This is a genomic window from Undibacterium sp. (assembly GCF_030683615.1).
GTDB classification, from domain to species: Bacteria; Pseudomonadota; Gammaproteobacteria; order Burkholderiales; family Burkholderiaceae_D; genus Undibacterium; species Undibacterium umbellatum.
Genome location: NZ_JAUXQE010000021.1, coordinates 352553 through 370330 on the forward strand (window position 1 = coordinate 352553; position 17778 = coordinate 370330).

The 17778-nt window shown below is 47.7% G+C and carries 16 protein-coding genes; 6 read left to right on the forward strand and 10 right to left on the reverse strand.

Annotated elements, in window-relative coordinates; all coding sequences use genetic code 11:
- Window positions 1–210 precede the first annotated feature (210 nt).
- A complete protein-coding gene (locus Q8K39_RS11150) occupies window positions 211–2202 on the reverse strand; it encodes an ATP-dependent DNA helicase (protein ID WP_370868593.1) in 1992 nt (663 codons plus the stop codon).
- A 44-nt stretch (window positions 2203–2246) separates the two neighbouring features.
- Window positions 2247–2447: a YdcH family protein gene (locus Q8K39_RS11155; protein WP_110253319.1), complete on the reverse strand. Its 201-nt coding sequence runs from the start codon at window positions 2445–2447 to the stop codon at window positions 2247–2249.
- A gap of 84 nt (window positions 2448–2531) precedes the next feature.
- On the opposite strand from Q8K39_RS11155, the gene Q8K39_RS11160 reads away from it, so the two are divergent.
- Window positions 2532–3332, forward strand: coding sequence for a PP2C family serine/threonine-protein phosphatase (locus Q8K39_RS11160; RefSeq protein WP_186951275.1), 801 nt, complete (start codon window positions 2532–2534; stop codon window positions 3330–3332).
- A 49-nt stretch (window positions 3333–3381) separates the two neighbouring features.
- Here Q8K39_RS11160 and Q8K39_RS11165 read toward each other — a convergent pair whose 3' ends face one another.
- From Q8K39_RS11165 to Q8K39_RS11175, 3 genes are all read right to left on the reverse strand, one after another.
- Window positions 3382–4029 carry a glutathione S-transferase gene (locus Q8K39_RS11165; protein WP_186951274.1) on the reverse strand — a complete coding sequence of 216 codons (648 nt, stop codon included), beginning with the start codon at window positions 4027–4029 and terminating at the stop codon, window positions 3382–3384.
- Between the two features lie 86 nt (window positions 4030–4115).
- A complete protein-coding gene (locus Q8K39_RS11170) occupies window positions 4116–5906 on the reverse strand; it encodes a FimV family protein (protein WP_305260154.1) in 1791 nt (596 codons plus the stop codon).
- Between the two features lie 496 nt (window positions 5907–6402).
- Complete coding sequence (locus Q8K39_RS11175) at window positions 6403–7161, reverse strand: RNA methyltransferase (protein ID WP_305260155.1); 759 nt, start codon at window positions 7159–7161, stop codon at window positions 6403–6405.
- 206 nt (window positions 7162–7367) lie between these two features.
- On the opposite strand from Q8K39_RS11175, the gene Q8K39_RS11180 reads away from it, so the two are divergent.
- Together Q8K39_RS11180 and Q8K39_RS11185 are read left to right on the forward strand one after the other, a co-directional pair.
- Window positions 7368–8159: an inositol monophosphatase family protein gene (locus tag Q8K39_RS11180; protein ID WP_186951982.1), complete on the forward strand. Its 792-nt coding sequence runs from the start codon at window positions 7368–7370 to the stop codon at window positions 8157–8159.
- An 89-nt stretch (window positions 8160–8248) separates the two neighbouring features.
- The gene (locus Q8K39_RS11185; RefSeq protein WP_305260156.1) at window positions 8249–9634 is read left to right on the forward strand and encodes a DEAD/DEAH box helicase; all 1386 of its coding nucleotides are present in this window, start codon (window positions 8249–8251) and stop codon (window positions 9632–9634) included.
- 64 nt (window positions 9635–9698) lie between these two features.
- Here the strand turns inward: Q8K39_RS11185 and Q8K39_RS11190 are convergent, their stop codons facing one another.
- Window positions 9699–10496 (reverse strand): hypothetical protein, encoded by a 798-nt coding sequence (locus tag Q8K39_RS11190; RefSeq protein WP_305260157.1) that lies wholly within the window; start codon window positions 10494–10496, stop codon window positions 9699–9701.
- A 259-nt stretch (window positions 10497–10755) separates the two neighbouring features.
- Here Q8K39_RS11190 and mutS point away from each other — a divergent pair, with 259 nt between their 5' ends.
- Entirely contained in the window at window positions 10756–13386 is a 2631-nt protein-coding gene (gene mutS, locus Q8K39_RS11195) for a DNA mismatch repair protein MutS (RefSeq protein ID WP_305260159.1), read from the forward strand.
- Between the two features lie 65 nt (window positions 13387–13451).
- Here mutS and Q8K39_RS11200 read toward each other — a convergent pair whose 3' ends face one another.
- Window positions 13452–14009 (reverse strand): peptidylprolyl isomerase, encoded by a 558-nt coding sequence (locus tag Q8K39_RS11200; protein ID WP_305260161.1) that lies wholly within the window; start codon window positions 14007–14009, stop codon window positions 13452–13454.
- 79 nt (window positions 14010–14088) lie between these two features.
- Between Q8K39_RS11200 and Q8K39_RS11205 the strand changes: the two genes are divergently transcribed.
- Window positions 14089–15222 (forward strand): cupin domain-containing protein, encoded by a 1134-nt coding sequence (locus Q8K39_RS11205; RefSeq protein WP_305260163.1) that lies wholly within the window; start codon window positions 14089–14091, stop codon window positions 15220–15222.
- 306 nt (window positions 15223–15528) lie between these two features.
- Here the strand turns inward: Q8K39_RS11205 and Q8K39_RS11210 are convergent, their stop codons facing one another.
- From Q8K39_RS11210 to Q8K39_RS11220, 3 genes are all read right to left on the reverse strand, one after another.
- A complete protein-coding gene (locus tag Q8K39_RS11210; protein ID WP_305260165.1) occupies window positions 15529–15783 on the reverse strand; it encodes a hypothetical protein in 255 nt (84 codons plus the stop codon).
- A 159-nt stretch (window positions 15784–15942) separates the two neighbouring features.
- Entirely contained in the window at window positions 15943–16290 is a 348-nt protein-coding gene (locus Q8K39_RS11215) for a cytochrome c (protein ID WP_186951265.1), read from the reverse strand.
- Between the two features lie 15 nt (window positions 16291–16305).
- A complete protein-coding gene (locus tag Q8K39_RS11220; protein ID WP_305260166.1) occupies window positions 16306–16629 on the reverse strand; it encodes a cytochrome c in 324 nt (107 codons plus the stop codon).
- Window positions 16630–16899: 270 nt separating this feature from the next.
- On the opposite strand from Q8K39_RS11220, the gene Q8K39_RS11225 reads away from it, so the two are divergent.
- Window positions 16900–17763, forward strand: a complete 864-nt coding sequence (locus tag Q8K39_RS11225) for a MoxR family ATPase (RefSeq protein ID WP_305260167.1) — start codon at window positions 16900–16902, stop codon at window positions 17761–17763.
- The last annotated feature ends 15 nt before the right edge of the window (window positions 17764–17778 follow it).

Below are 17778 nucleotides of genomic sequence, written 5' to 3' on the forward strand. Positions count from 1 at the left end.
TCTGTAGCGAGCGTGCTCCGTCGGAGTGAAGATCAGCGCAAAAAGCGGAATGTACTTCTTGTACATGAGCATTTTGAGCAGCACATGAGCCCCGATCACGCGCGCGCAGTAAGATCGTAAACAGATTCTTAGCAAAAGGCAGCACTGTTTTCAGTGCTGCCTTTTTACCTCGGTGCAGCAGGTTTCTCAAATGTGTTGCGCAATTCTTGTTTAACCGGGATTTTTGATTTTCTTGAAAAATGCCTGCACTTCTGCCAATTCCCTGGTACGTGCGAAACTTGGCAAGCTTTGCCAGATGCGCTTGCCATAAGGTTTTGAGATCAGCCTTGGATCGCAAATCATCAATACTCCTTTATCACCCTCGTCACGAATCAAGCGACCTGCACCTTGCTTAAGGTTGATAATCGCTTCCGGCAATTGATGATGAACGAAGCCATTCAGGCCTTTTTTCTCCATTGCCGCAATTCGGGCAGACAAGACAGGGTCATCAGGTGGTGCGAAAGGCAGTTTATCGATAATCACCAGAGACAAGGCATCGCCACGCACATCCACCCCCTCCCAAAAACTTTGACTGCCGATAAGGACACCATTGCCCGCCGCACGGAATCGATCAAGCAATTCAGTTCGCCCTGCATCACCATGAATGAATAAAGGGAAATCCAGGCCACGTTTTTGAAACTCATCCCGCAAACGCTCGGCGCTGTGTTTCACTGCTTTCAAGGTGGTACACAACAAGAAAGTCTTGCCACCGGCAGCCTCTATGACGGGCAATGCTGCATCGATTACCGCATCCATGTATTCGTAGGAGTTAGGCTGTGGCATGCCATTTGGTACATACAAGAAGCCCTGCTCCTGATAATTAAAGGGACTAGGCCAGGTGCGGGCTGGCTGATCCCACAAACCCATTTGCGAGACATAGTGGCTGAAGTCATTCTTGACCGCCATGGTGGCTGAAGTGAAAATCCAGGTACGCGGCACGCCTTCACGCTGCTTGTTAAATATGGGAGCTATTGACAAAGGTGTGCGGTGCAATTGCAGAGAAGTGGAAAAAGCCTCTACCCACAAAACATAATCGCCAGATTTTCCATCATCTGCGGCATTCCATTTTTCATATTGCTCCGCCAGCAAAATGGAACGTGCCCTGCATTGTTCCAATGTTTCAGCGCGCTCTGCCTGCTTTTCCAGCACCGCAATCATCTCATCCATCGTGGATTTCAAGGTTTCCAGCGCTTCAAAGAAGGGGCTGGAAGGTGCGATCTGGTCTATGGAATAGCGTACGATGTCTTGCGGAAAAGCCAGGCGCAAATCGCGCGCTGCACGCTCTACAGGAGCTACCAGCTTGGCCCACTCTGCCCCGTCACGTGCATGTGACAAACCTTCTGCCAACACATCACGGCAAAGCTCCAGCACTTGCGAAGTCGAGACCGTTTCGCCAAAAAACAGGGTGGCCGTTTCCGGCAATTGATGCGCTTCATCAAAGATGACTGTATTTGCAGACGGCAACAGCTCTGCAATGCCCGTATCTTTCAGGGCCACATCAGCAAAAAACAAGTGGTGATTGACCACGACCACATCTGCCTGTTGCGCTTCCTTGCGTGCTTTCATGACAAAGCAGTCTTGATAATACTGGCACTCTGACCCCATGCAGGTATCCTTGGTCGAAGTCACCAGGCTCCAGACTGAGGCGTTTTCCGGCACGCGCGCCAACTCTGCCTTGTCGCCAGTCATTGTTGTTTTAATGAAACGACCTATATCACGCAAATAGCCAACATCTTCACGCGAACTGAGCCTGCCGTTTTGTATGGTTCTTTCCAGATGGTAGTGGCAAAGATAATTTGCCCTGCCCTTCAGCAAGGCTATGGATACTGGAGCCTTCAATACTTTACGTATGGTTGGTATATCGCGCAGAAACAACTGATCTTGCAGATTTTTGGTTCCTGTAGAAACGATGACCTTGCCACCCCACAGCAATGCCGGGGTCAGATAAGCATAGGTTTTTCCCGTGCCTGTGCCTGCCTCTGCCAGCAGGGTTGTTTGCCCGGCGATGGCATCGGCAATGGCTTTTGCCATCTCTGTCTGTGCCTGACGCGGGCGATAGCCTTTCACCGAGGCACTCAATGGTCCGGTCAAGCCAAAAATATGTTCTACTTCAGCATCATGAATGCCAATTGCATTCGGTGTGGCGAGTGATTCAGTCAAAATGAGGCAATCAGAAACTAACTACAAAGACGTGGAAAAGTGGATAATCATGCAGGGACATCTGGCGTCAGCTGCATTCTTAACAAAGTAATATGATCTTTTAACTGCAGTTTTCTTTTTTTCAGGCGACGCAGTTGCAGTTCATCGTGGCAGGGATCTTTAATCAGGGTCTCAATTACCACATCCAGGTCTCTATGTTCTACCTCGAGCTCGATAATGCGTTGTAGTATTTGTTCTGGGTGGCTCATAGTCTTCTGGTTGCAGTAAAATAAAGTTTAATTAAGGAAAGACCATTTTTGGGTTAATCCCGTTAGTTTAATCTACCAAGACGTATGAGCCAATATAAGATCGAAGCAGGAACCGGACAACATATCGGTGACCGGCAGGAACAACAAGACCGCACAGCACTTTTTGCGGCACCACATGCGCCAGGTTATGTCATGGCAGTCATTGCTGATGGCATGGGCGGAAAAAGCGGTGGCGCACTTGCCGCCGAGCAAGTCGTTCGCACGGCAAAACAATTATTTGATGAATTTTACCCAGGAAATAATGTTCGCAGCCTATTGGAAAATATCGTCAATGAAGCACACACCGTCATTAAATTGTCTGGTGTTTCATCTGAGAAAGAACCACATAGTACCGTAGTCGCATTAGTTATTACACCGCAACAGGAGGCCATTTGGGCTTATGTTGGGGACTCGCGCCTTTATCGCTTTGATGGCCCTAATTATGCCGAAAAAACCAAAGATCATTCTTATGTAGAAAAATTGGTGGATGAAGGCAAAATTACGGCAGAAGAAGCTAAAACCCACAGATTATCGAATATTCTGGTCAATGTACTTGGCTCTAGCACTGCTGCACCTTACATTACCTTTGGTGAACATGCCCCATTGAAGGCGCATGACAGCTTTTTATTATGTTCAGATGGCCTCTGGCATTACTTTGAAGATCATGAGTTATCAGCAGCCGTTGCTGCCAACAGCCCACGCCAGGCTTCAGAATTTTTGATAAGAAAAGCCAGAGACCGCGCAAGCGGTCGCGGTGATAATTGCACCTTTGCCATTGTCAAGCTGGTTGATCCGCCTACGCAAGCCAAAACTTATACGGTACAAAAAATGCGCAGGGCTGTATAAACACAAGCGGCTGGTGCAATGCTTTTGTTTGTTGCGCCAGCAGCTTTGACTATTTTGCGCGGTTTGCCATCAATTCCTGATTTGCCTTACGGTCTGCATTGACTTTTTGCATGCTTGGGCGTTCAGAAATCTGTTTGACATATTCGCGGGTAGGCAATTCTGCCAGAAAATCCCTGCCATAAATAATCTTGGTCGCCATCGACACCAAAGGAAAATGCACAACTGCAGCGCAATCAGCCAAAGTGAATTCTTTACCGCCAACAAATGGATCAAATTTTGCCAGGCTCGCAAACGCGGGAATACTACGGCCTAGCTGTTTTTCCACTTTGGCCTTGACTTCATCTGTAACTTTGCCGCCAAAGAAGGCCTCTGCATACAATTCACGGGCGGGTAATTCCAGGTGCAACTCCATGAAAGCGATTAATTCGCGTAATTTGGCAGCGGCAAATGGGTCAGCCGGCATCAAAGGATGTGCAGGAAAACGGCTTTCAAGATATTCGACGATAACCTGAGATTCACATAAAGAGCCATGCTCAGTCACAATAAAAGGTATTTTACCCATTGGCGAATGCAATAATTGATCTGGGGACTTAGCTGTCCAGATTAACTCTTCCTCAAAAGGAATGGCCTTTTCCAATAGAGCCAATTTCACTTTATTGTAGTAATTACTGATAGCAAAACCGCAAAGTTTGATCATATGTCCCTAACCTATTTTAAATAATTTGCTGCAATCCTACTTTTTTGAACCTGCTGACTGACACTCTTCAAACGCAACTGTTCGGACTATTTTTCCCTGTGAAACTCGATAGTCTCAAAATTAATCAAATTCGACTCACTACTGTTTTCCTTGGTCGCAAGAACCTCTTCTTCTACCGGCAAGTCTGAAACGTTGTTCCATCCCCGATTTCTTTCCATGCCTGGTAATGCTGGTGATTTCTCTAGCTCATTGGCGACAGAAATGAGCAGCAGAATGTCACGATATACTGGCAACTCGAAACCCATGCGTTTGCCATCCCGGTCGTCCACCAATAGGCTTTCAAGGAAGGGCAGGATGTCGTTACTACTCCACATCTGGCAAATACGGTTCATCAAATGTTCAAAATCTTCCAGTTGCCTGCTCGGCAGTGTTGCAGGATCTGTTTCATACTCTGGGATATTTGCATTGAAAAAAACGATGAAGCGATCGCGCAAGGCATCATATTTTTCCTTACTAGAAGTTACCCGATATAAGTCGAGCAAATACAGCCATGGGACTGGCGACTCTGGATGGTCTATTTCGGCCTGCGGCTCAAGGATTTCTATTGCTCTCTGTGGATCATTGACAGAAATCCAGAATTCTGCCTCTTGGGTCACATCAGATATCTCTTCTACCTTAACCGACGACTGGCCCTTACTGGAAAAGAAGTTAAAAGTACTGCTATTGCTGTCTTCCAGAGTCGGGACATAGGCCTTGCTAAATATTGATGGTGTCTCAAGTTTACCAAGATTGGCAGCCGATCCAGCTTTTCTTACCGGGGCAGTTACCGGCCTGCTGGTTCCAGCCTTATCTTCCTCATCATCACCCACATGATACAAGGCACTTGTCGTTGTCGGGCCATAAGATGCTTGTATGCTGTCAACGATTTCTTCTATATTCTTTTTAGGCTCGGGCTCTGATACTGGCTCTTTCTGTTGCCACCAGCTTGCAGCCAATTCTTTGCGCATGCGGCTGACGTAAAGCAAAAGAAAGGCGATGATAGCCAATCCAGCAAAGATGAATGCACTTAAACCAATCACCCAATTTCGCGAAAAACTGTTTTCCCTGGCCTCTTCCAAAGCGACCTTATCCAACTGACTCTGGCGTTTAAGCTGTTGCGCTTCTTGCTGCAAACCGAGAATTTTCTGCTGCTCACCTTGCAATTTTTCCACAGGCATCTGATTGGGTTTTTCATCCCGCAACATGGCCGCAAGCTGTGCTTGCGCTGCCCGCAAATCTTCAATATTGGATTGTGCCCCACCGAGAGAAAGCTGATCACTAAGACGCAAGCCTTGCGACAAAATAGGCAGATCATCCGATAGCTTTAGCGTATCCCTTTGTTCAACAATTTGCTGTGGGGGAGTGATTTTATTTTCGGTTTGTCTGGATAGCTTTTTTTTCGTGATTGGCACTTCAGCAGCAACAACTTCACCCGCGTCAGGATTACGCCGGGTCTTCCTGCGGCCATTTTTTTCTAAGGCTTGTGAAATTTGTACGCCCTGCAGCCCTGTCGACATAGCCTCTTCATTGCCTGAAGCCACTTTTGGTGCACTGGAAACGCTAGCGGGCAAGGTCGGCGCGAATTGAGGCGGATCAAGCAAAATCAGGAACTCGCGATGCAATTGAATTTCACACCCCATGTCCACCAGGATCTTGACGGCGGGTTCCAAGAGGTCTTTCCTCGTCACCAAAGTCAGGAAGCGGGCGCTCCCCTTTTGAATCAGAGTGACATTTACGGGAGCCAACAAATTGCCATCTGGGCTTTCTACCTTGGCCTTGAAGCAGGATTGTTCAATCTCTGCCGCATCATTGCCAGTCAATTCCAGCTGAGCACGCAATTGCTGCCCCAAAGCAGATTGTACGGTTAAATTGCTGAACCCTAATGCAAAAGCATCCCCTGCTGCTCCAGATGCTAGTGCACCAAGGCAAAGCAGATATATCGTCGATCGGCGGAATGGGACAAAAATAATAATGACCTCAGAAAGAAAATGCGTTACTCCAGAAAATCAATTGCTATTCCTGAATGTATATTAACTGCAATCTTACTGGCTTTATAACAATCCTTGAAGGCGTAACTAATTGTAAAACGCAAACAATGGTAAGAATGTTTGTTGATTTCAACATTTTTATCATTTACAACAACATAATCAAGCGCCCAACTCCCTAGGAATAAGGCGAACTCTTAATGTATTTTCGATCAATTTGAAGGAAAACTACAAAAAGATCAATACTAAAGCCCGGACTATCCTGTTTATTGAATTGGTCAAAAAGACACAAACTGAGCCGCTGATGCTTTGTTTCAGCAGAAATTTGACTGCTTTATTCCTGCGTTATTTATTTCTTGGCAGTGTCTAGTATTTTTCTTGCAATGCCACGCAAAATATTTACCTCCTCAACTTCCAATTGCGTCCGTGACAACATGCGCTTCAGACGTGGCATCAGTTTTTTGGGATTGTCAGGATGCAGAAACTCGATCGCAACTAGCGCCTGCTCCAGATGCTTATACATGCCGTCTATTTCATCCACTGCCGCCAATTGCCCTTGAAAACCAATATTACCTGAGAATAATTCGCCTGTATCGATTGCCATACGACATTCATAGGACAAGAGTTGTATAGCTTGCGCCAGATTCAATGAAGAATAAGCGGGATTAGCCGGGATATTGATTAAGGCATGGCAATTCATGACAATGTCATTTGGCAACCCAAACCGTTCATTACCAAAAATCAGTCCTATTTTTGCATGCTGACTTTGCACCATGGTTTCAGCAAATACTCTGGGACTGAGAATTGGGGGTGAAAACTCCCGCAATCTGGCGCTGACTGCTGCCACATATTCACACCCTTGCAATGCATCGTCAATGTGATCAACGATGCGGGCATTGTCGAGTATATCTTGCGCGCCACTGGCAAGTGCAATTGCTTCTGGATTTTTCAATGCATCTGCAAAACGCGGCTTTACGAGGATCAGTTCACTAAAACCCATGGTTTTAATGGCCCGGGCAGCAGAGCCTATGTTGCCTGGATGACTAGTTTCAACCAGAATGAAGCGCATGCGCTGAAAAAGAGATGTGTCGGTTTTAGGCAAGTTCATTTAAAATAGAGGTATCACGCGTTAATTTCTTATTCGGTTGTCGTTTTGGTTATACGTATTGGTTGTGCATATTATCAACCAGACGGATCGCTGCCGGACGTAAATTGCGCACGCTCTTTATCATTTTTGTCTAGCATCGTGACAGCATCCTTTTCTATGGATAGTTGTTTGCATGCTGTCATTTTATCGGAAACCTTATGCACCCAATGCTGAATACGGCAGTAAAAGCTGCTCGTCGTGGCGCGACCATTATCAATCGCGCATCTTTTGACCTTGACCGTGTCCAAGTCACAGAAAAACAATTCAATGATTTCGTGACCGAAGTCGATCACGCTGCCGAAGCTGCCATCATTGAAGTGTTGACTTCTGCCTATCCTGATCATGCCATTCTTGCTGAAGAATCAGGCGCTTCCGCTAACTTGCACGACGAAAATGATAATGTATGGATCATTGATCCACTCGATGGCACGACCAACTTCATCCACGGCTTCCCACAATATTGTGTGTCCATCGCACTGCAACAGCGAGGCGTGATTACACAAGCTGTCATTTACGATCCTACGCGCAATGAAATGTTCACGGCCAGCAAAGGCGCTGGTGCATTTCTGAATGACAAGCGTATCCGCGTTACCCGTTGCGACAAACTGGCTGATGCTTTGATCGGTACGGGCTTCCCATCCCGTGATCTGTCTGGTCTGGATGAATACCTGGCGATGTTCAAAGTCATGACTACTAAATGCCAGGGCTTGAGAAGGCCAGGCTCTGCTGCACTGGATCTGGCTTATGTAGCAAGTGGTCGCCTTGATGGCTTCTTTGAAAAAGGCCTGGCTCCCTGGGACATCGCTGCAGGCTCACTCGTTATTACTGAAGCTGGCGGTATCGTTGGTAACTTCTCCGGTGATTCTGACTACCTGCATAAAGGTGATGTGTTGGCTGGCACACCAAAAGTATTTGCCCAGATGGTCAATGCATTACAGCCGTTTTCCGCAAAAAAGTAAATTCTCACGCTCCGATTATTTGACCGGGGCGCCTCTCTCTTCGGGCTGATGCAAATCAGCCCGATCATAAAGAAATACAGTAAAACCACATGGCATCATTCAACGAACTCGGCTTATCCGAGAACATTGTTCGCGCAGTAACGGAACAAGGCTACACCTCTCCAACCCCGATACAGCTGCAAGCTATTCCTGCTGTCATCAAAGGCGGCGACCTGCTAGCTGGCGCGCAAACCGGCACTGGCAAAACCGCCGGCTTTACCCTGCCTATCTTGCAACGACTATCAACTTCAGCCAATGCACCAAAAGATAAAACCAGCAGACGCCCTATCCGCGCCCTGGTATTGACACCTACACGCGAACTTGCAGCCCAGGTAGAAGAAAGTGTCAATACTTACGGCAAATATGTGCCACTGAATTCTGGCGTGATTTTTGGTGGCGTGGGCATCAATCCACAAATCAAGTTATTGAAGCAAGGTGTCGATATTTTGGTAGCAACACCTGGCCGTTTGCTAGACCATCATCAGCAAGGCACGATAGACCTGCGCAACATTGAAATCCTGGTTTTGGATGAAGCCGACCGCATGCTAGACATGGGCTTTATCCACGACATCAAAAAAGTGCTGGCGATCTTGCCAGCCAAACGACAAAATTTGCTGTTCTCTGCCACCTTCTCTGACGAAATCAAAACCCTGGCCGACCGCCTGCTTGATAACCCGGCGATGATAGAAGTTGCACGTCGCAATTCCACCGTAGAAATCATTGCACAAAAAGTGCATCCGGTTGACCGTGACAAAAAACATCCTTTGCTGGCGCATCTGATCAAGACCCATCAATGGTCACAAGTGCTGGTATTTACCCGCACTAAGCATGGCGCCAACAAATTGGTAGAACAATTGGGCAAAGATGGCATTGCTGCCATGGCCATTCACGGCAACAAGAGCCAATCTGCACGGACAAAGGCTTTGGCTGAATTCAAGGATGCCAGCCTGACTGTACTGGTTGCGACCGACATCGCTGCCCGCGGTATTGACATTGACCAATTGCCTCACGTCGTCAACTATGATTTACCGAACGTGCCGGAAGATTATGTGCATCGCATTGGACGCACGGGCCGCGCTGGCGCCACTGGCGAAGCGGTCTCCCTGGTGTGCGTTGATGAATTCAAGTTGCTGGCCGACATAGAAAAGCTCATCAAACGTCAAATTCCGCAAGAGATCATCGATGGCTTCATCCCCGACCCACATGCAAAGGCAGAGCCTATTCAGTTGCGCAGCTTTGATCACCGTGGTGGCGGAGGCGGCAGAAGTCAGCCATCAGGCCGAGGCCAACGCCCATCTGGTGATGGCCGCAACCAGCAAGCTCGCACGCCAGGCAAAGCTGCTGCACCGCAGGGTGCCAAACCACGTCCGGCGGGCCCAAGGCCAGCAGTAAAACAATCTGCTCCGCGCAGGTCTGGTAGCCGTGGCAACGGTTAACATCCGCGTTTAAGCAGATTAAAAACACTAAGTGCCATTCTGGCCCTTAGTGTTTTACAAATATTCATTTATTCGTTGCATGAATCGCCTGCTGCAAACTCAGCATACTCGTCTGGCTAACTTGTATAAAACCTCGTCGAGGGCGGTCAAGGTCTATTGTCAAGAATACAGCCATGCTAATCAGTATTTGTAATGCCAAGGTCGCAAAGGCAGCCCTTTGCCCAGTCAGACCAGAGGCATAGCCTATCGTCGCAGCTGTAATGATGATTGTAATCAGCAAAAGCAACACAACTGTCTCAGGCACATGTCTTTGCAAGCCCGCATCCCTTTTACCAAATGCATCGATAGTGTCATTCAACGACTGTACAAACATGCCAGTGGTCACAGCACTCTTATCAAGCTCGACTGACTTCATGGCGAGCGCCCACAACTGATCCGAGATTTGGCTAGATTTTTTTATTAAGGCATCACGTTTTTCTACATCTGCCAGACTAACCTGCCCTTCCTCTACTCGTAGGTCTATGTACAGCTTCAACATGGTCTGCGCCTGCTCGCGTATGCTCGCGGGTAACAACTGGGTGCGCAAATAGGTGGTGCCAATTGCATTCGCTTCACTCACTACCGATTGATTGCGCTCATCAAATCTTTGCAGCGCCAGAGAAAAGGCAAAACTCAACAGCAAAGCAAGCAAGCCCAACATGGAAGCCTGCAAAGTATTGATCTGCGACTTAGCAGCATCATTCGCCAGCGCTTGTTTGCGCACGCCATTTCTATATGCAAGCTCGTTGGCAATCAACATACCGGCCAGAAGCAGAAAAACAATCAGGGCAGTGCTTTGCCCATACATAAACTCATTCGTCATCAGCTGGTGCCCTCTCGAAATTAAGGAAGATATTGCCACAATCAAATTTTTTTATTTTAACAATATCTTATACAGATTTTTGTGTTATCTCTCAATTGCCCCACCTGTAAGTCATTGATTTCAACAATAAGGCCGGCCACCCGTAGACCAAGGCAATCGTCTATGATATGGTGCGCACCAAATTTGAACTGCGTCGATACCAATCCCATCTCTTCGGCAAGTAAAAGCAAGAAAACAAAGCGAATAAAATCAAAGCCTTATGACAGCAAAAGAAACACAACACACGCCGATGATGCAGCAATATTTACGCATAAAGGCAGACTATCCGGAAACCCTGGTGTTTTATCGCATGGGAGATTTCTATGAACTGTTTTTTGGCGATGCCGAAAAAGTATCGCGCTTGCTAGGCATCACCCTTACTCAGCGCGGCAGTTCTGGCGGCGAGCCCATCAAGATGGCTGGCGTACCTTTTCACTCACTGGAACCGTATCTGGCCAAACTGGTCAAGATAGGTGAATCTGCTGCCATTTGCGAGCAGATAGGTGACCCGGCAACCAGCAAGGGGCCGGTAGAACGCAAAGTCTTGCGCGTGATTACCCCAGGCACCCTGACTGATACCGATTTGTTGCCAGAGAAATCTGAACGTCCATTGCTGTCATTGTGTATGTTGCAACAAAGAAAAACCGTCAGCATAGGCTTGGCGTGGCTGTCACTGGCCAGTGGCGCTCTGAAGTTGATGGAAATATCGACCGATGAAAAATCCCTGCCACAACGACTGCAGCAAGAGCTGGAGCGTATCAGCCCCGCTGAAGTATTACTGTCCGCTGGCACGCTTTTGCTGGATGAGCACTACGCTCAACTTCCAGGTAAATTTTCTGAATTGCCCGACTGGCATTTTGATATCAAGCAAGGGCAAAAAGCCTTGCAAGATCAACTAGGCACCGCCTCATTGACAGGCTTTGGCGTAGAAAACCTGAATGCTGCCCTGGGTGCTGCAGGCGCATTGCTCCGCTACGCCGAAAGCACACAAGGCCGCGGTCTAAAGCATGTCAATACATTAAATGTCGAAAGCGAACATGAGTTCATCGGCCTGGACACTGCCACACGACGCAATCTGGAGCTGACTGAGACTTTGCGCGGGCAAGAATCACCCACCCTGTTTTCTTTGCTCGATCATTGCCGCACTGCCATGGGCTCGCGCCTGCTGCGCCACTGGCTGCATCATGCACGACGCGATCAGGCTGTTGCCAGGTCGCGCCATGATGCAATCAAGGCACTGATCCAGGCAGACTCTACCGATGGCCTGGCAACCACTTTAAAGGCCATCCCTGACATAGAGCGCATTACAACGCGTATCGCCCTGCACTCTGCACGACCTCGTGACTTGTCTGCGCTGCGCGATGGCCTGCAAAATCTGCCTGGCCTGCGCAATTATGTGAACTTATGCATTGCCGACAATCAAACCAGTCTGCTAACCAAGGTACTCTCTGATCTGGATACACCGACAGAATGCCTGGATCTGCTAGAACGTGGTTTGATGCTACAACCCGCCTCCATGGTGCGCGATGGTGGCGTAATTGCGACTGGTTTTGACGCAGAGTTGGATGAATTGCGCGCGCTATCAGAAAATGCAGGGCAATTCCTGATAGATCTCGAAGTCTCTGAACGTGAACGTACGGGCATCGCCAATCTGCGCGTAGAATACAACCGTGTACATGGCTTTTATATAGAGGTCACGAACGGACAAAGCGATAAGGTACCGGACAATTATCGCCGTCGCCAGACCCTGAAAAATGCTGAGCGCTACATCACACCAGAATTGAAAGCCTTTGAGGACAAAGCGCTGTCAGCTCAGGAGCGTGCGCTGGTGCGGGAAAAAATGCTGTATGAGCGCCTGCTGCAAGATCTGTTGCCGCAAGTTCCGCTATTACAAAGAGTAGCGAATGCAATTGCACAACTTGACACCCTCGTAAGCCTTGCCGAGCATGCAACCAGGAATAACTGGTGCGCGCCGCAATTGGTGGGTGAGCCAACTCTACATATTGCCCAGGGTCGCCATCCGGTGGTCGAAAACCAGATAGAACGCTTCATCGCCAATGATTGCGATTTTTCTGCTGAACGCAAATTGTTGCTGATCACTGGCCCCAACATGGGTGGTAAATCAACTTTCATGCGCCAGGTCGCGCTGATCACCTTGCTCGCCTATGTAGGCAGTTATGTACCTGCTACTGAAGTGACAATAGGACCAATAGACCGTATCTTCACGCGCATAGGCGCGGCGGATGACCTTGCAGGTGGCCGCTCTACTTTTATGGTGGAAATGACAGAGTCGGCTGCCATCTTGAATGGCGCTACCGACCATTCGCTGGTGCTGATGGATGAAGTGGGCCGCGGCACATCCACATTTGATGGCCTGGCTCTGGCCTGGGCAATTGCCAAGCACCTGATACAGGTTTCCAAGAGCTATACCCTGTTTGCCACGCATTATTTTGAACTGACGCAACTGCCTGAAGTGCACCCGTCAGCAGAAAACGTGCATTTGTCGGCGGTAGAACATAAGGAAAACATCGTCTTCCTGCACGCAGTGCAGGCTGGCCCTGCGTCGCAAAGTTATGGTTTGCAGGTGGCACAACTTGCGGGAATACCTCAGGTAGTTATCCGTGCTGCCCGCAAGCACCTGGCAGACCTGGAAGCACAATCGCTACAATCGACGCCACAGTTTGATTTATTCTCTTCCGCAGCTGGTGCACCTGAAATAGAAGTTATTGAACCAGATCCCGTCAATACCGAACTACTGGACACTCTTGAAACCATGGATCCTGATAGCATGACGCCCAGAGAAGCGCTAGCTGCCTTATATGAATTGAAGAACCTGGCAAACAAGGGCTGATTAAGACAAGTTCCAGAAAGAAAAAATGCCGCGGAGATCATTCAGCGGCATTTTTTAAATCAGACCTAGTGTAAAGGATGGCTGCGATATTCATCGCCCATACCTTCGTCATCTTCATCATCTTCATCATGATGATGTCCGTGTGCACCATGGACGTGACCATGAGCGACTTCCTCTTCCGAAGCCGCACGCACGTCCTCAACTGTCAGGCTAAAACGCAAGGCGATACCAGCCAGGGGGTGATTGCCGTCAAGCACAACTTTATCATCGGCAATATCTGTGACTGTAAAAATATGCGCGTTATCTTCGTCAGTCTCATCATCCGATTCTTCTGGCATGCCTTCGAATTGCATGCCAACTTCCAGCGGTGACGGAAAGCGTTCGCGTGGCTCCACTTTCACCAAAGCTGCATCGTAATCACCAAAGGCGTCTTCGGGATTGAGCTGGATAATGGTGCTAAAGCCCTTTTCCTTGCCTTCCAGGACTTCTTCTATTTTGGGAAACACGTTATCGTACCCGCCATGCAGGTACACCATAGGCTCCTGACCTTCTTCTATCAGGTTATCTTGCGCGTCTTTCAAGGTATAGACTGCAGTAACAACTGAATTTTTGCCTATCTTCATAGCAATTCCTTAAAAATTTATTTTGCACTGAGATTATACCTGTCTAGTCGAGTCGTTTGCCGCAGCCTATAATGCGGGCATGAAAAAAAATACCACTCTCCTGCCCCTGCTGGGCGACATTACAGCAGAAGAATTTCTCAGCGAATACTGGCACAAGAAGCCTTTGCTGATACGCCAGGCTATCCCCGGCTTCCAACCCCTGATCCCAAAAGCTGAGCTATTTGACATGGCTGGCCGTGACGATGTTGAATCCAGGCTGATCAGCTTCTTCAACAAGCACTGGGAAATGAAGTCTGGCCCACAAGCAAGCATACCCTTCAAGGAAAAGAAAGACTGGACGCTACTGGTACAGGGTGTGAATTTACACGATGACAAGGCAGATGCTTTGCTCAGGCAATTTCGCTTCATACCTGACAGCCGGCTTGACGATCTGATGATCAGCTTTGCGGCCGATGGCGGCGGCGTTGGCCCCCATTTTGATTCTTATGACGTGTTCCTTCTGCAGGCACATGGACAGCGCAAATGGCGCATTGGCGCGCAGAAAGACCTTACGCTGATTGATGGCATGCCCCTCAAGATATTGCGCAACTTCAAGGCAGAGCAAGAATTCTTGTTGGAACCGGGCGACATGCTTTACCTGCCGCCTAAATATGCCCACGATGGCATTGCCATAGGCGAATGCATGACTTACTCCATAGGTTTTCGTGCCCCCTCGTACCAGGAACTGGGTGAATCCTTCCTGCACTTCATGTCGGACTCGATAGACTTGCCAGGAAGATACGCAGATCCAGACCTGAAAGTCAGCGCCAAACCGGCAGAAATTAGCAATGAAATGCTGGAACAAGTTGCTGAAGAGATTGCCAAGATTCAATTTACAGATGATGACATACTCATTTTCCTGGGTGAACATCTGACAGAACCCAAACCTAGTGTGTTCTTCAGTGGACCGGAAAAACCGCTGGCACCTAAACGCTTCCATCAGTCAGCCTTGAAAAATGGCGTAAGGCTATCGCGCAAATCCCTGATGTTATACAAAGGAAAACATATTTTCATCAATGGTGAATCATTCGCTGTTGGCAAAGAGGACAAAATCTGTCTGAGCAAATTAGCAAATCAAAGAGAACTCGACGGCGCTGATTTGGCTAATATTTCCGCAGATGCGTTAGAAACATTTTGCCTCTGGTATGAAGACGGCTGGCTGGAAATACGTTAAGGGATGCTGCAATGCGCCATATTTCTAAAATATGAAAGAAAATTTTCTTTCTGTAAATGGCGCATTTTCAAGAAAAAGCTGAAAATCCCCACTAAAATTAGCTACTTAGCTAGAAATAATGACTGATTTGAGTGCAAAAATGCATCTATGCCTATTCCATTAATGGAAAAATCATTATAATTCCGGGTTAGGAAACTTTCGTAGGGGCCGAATGTCGTTTTGGCGAGAAGCTCGCGAATTAACCTATAGAGCGATAATTACCGGTAATTATTCATCGCAACGTTTTGATCTTCTTTTTTGATCTATTTATTGAAAGTACAAACATGAAAAAATCACTCTTGCTCGTTTCCCTGTTGGCATTGACTCTGGCTGCTTGCGGCGAGAAAAAAGCTCCTGAAGCATCCGCTCCAGCATCTGCAACGGCTCCAGCTCCAGCATCTGCACCTGCAGAAGCTCCAGCAGCAGCTCCAGCTCCAGCAGCAGCATCTGACGCAGCAGCAGCATCTGGCGCAGCTCCTGCAGCATCTGCAGCAGCTTCCGCTCCAGCAGCAGCTTCCGCATCTGCTTCCAAGTAATTTTTAATTACTTAAGAAAAACCGACCTTCAGGTCGGTTTTTTTTCGTCTAGAGAAATGCGAATAGCTATTCCTTACCCATTAAGCGAAACAGAAGATATAAAAAAAGCCACGATAATTCGTGGCTTTTTCATACAAGCAAAAGTTTATTTCTTCAACACAAGCTCACTTGGCAAACTTTGCAAGTAGGCTGCAATATTTTGTATGTCTTTGCTTGATAAAGCTTTGGCTTGCGTGACCATGGTTGGATTAGAGCGGCCATAAGCGCCATCGGCTCCACGCTGATAAGCGTACAAAGCCTGGGCAAGATAGTCCGCATGCTGACCAGCCAGCTTTGGATAAGAAGGATCCAAAGGTTTGGAGTAGTTTTCGCCATGACAAGATGCGCAATTGAATTTCTTTGCAGCCTCTTTACCCGCATCAATATTACCTCCAGCATAAGCTGCGAAAGACAGGCTAGACAACAAAGTTGCCATCAACAGATTTTTCTTCATGATGCTATCCTATTCTTATTTTTGTTGTGAGTAGTATGCTGCCAGATCTGCAATATCCTGATCTGTCAGGCTACCAGCAATGCCGCGCATGGAAGGATGTTTACGATCACCTTTTTGATAGGCTTTCAAGGCACTCTCAATGTATTTGGCAGATTGACCACCTATCACGGGTACTTGGTATACCTCAGGAAAAGTCGCTTTATACCCTGGAATAGCGTGACAACCGATACACATCGCGATTTTCTTTTCAGCAGCATCTTTAGGATTGCCAACTGGATCTGCTGCCGTAGCAGCTTGAGCGAAGCTCGCCAAAGCGAGGAGTGCAAACAATTTTTTCATATGAGCGATTATTAATTAGCAGGCAGATCAATAAATATAGCGTTTTGATATAACTCAGTATTTTAGCTGATTACAATCAAATTTGCGCAAAAAACCTGGCATCAGCCCCCTATCAAGGGGTGAAAAAGCTGCATTTATGCAATTGCGAATGCAAAATTTAATGTCCTCCGAATTCGATTGCAAGTGAAAAGAACAGTCGTTCACAAGAGTATCAGTTCTCGCTTATACTCTTTACACCTTTATGTAACCAAACACGCTGAGCCGATACCCATGACCCAAGCTCCAAATACCTTGCGCTTTGACGGCGCTGACAATTATGTCGCCACAGACGATTTGAAACTGGCAGTCAATGCTGCCCTGAGCCTGCAACGCCCGCTATTGATCAAGGGTGAGCCGGGCACCGGCAAAACCATGCTGGCCGAAGAAGTTGCTGCCGCCCTGAATATGCCTTTAATGCAATGGCATATCAAATCTACCACCAAGGCACAGCAAGGCCTGTATGAATATGATGCAGTCTCTCGCCTGCGCGATTCCCAACTGGGTGATGAACGTGTCAAAGACATTCATAACTACATTATCAGAGGTGTGTTGTGGCAAGCCTTTACTGCTGATGAGCCAGTCGTTTTACTCATCGATGAAATCGATAAAGCAGACATAGAATTCCCCAATGACTTGCTGCGTGAACTTGACCGCATGGAGTTTTATGTCTATGAAACCCGCGAAATGGTACGCGCCAGGCACCGCCCGCTAGTGATCATCACTTCAAACAATGAGAAAGAATTGCCTGACGCCTTCTTGCGTCGCTGCTTTTTCCACTACATCAAATTCCCTGACAAGGAAACGATGCAAAAGATTGTTGACGTCCACTTCCCAAAATTGAAGTCCGACTTGCTGGCACAGGCGCTGCAAACCTTTTATGAAATCCGCGATGTTGCAGGGCTCAAAAAAAAACCTTCTACGTCTGAATTCATAGACTGGCTGAAACTCTTGCTGGCAGAAGATATTCCGGTAGACGCCATGCGCAGCAAGGACAATAAAGCCATCGTCCCTCCCCTGCATGGTGCCTTGCTGAAAAATGAACAAGACGTACATTTGTTTGAACGCCTCGTACACATGTCCCGCACCAATCGCTAACCAGACGCGATGACA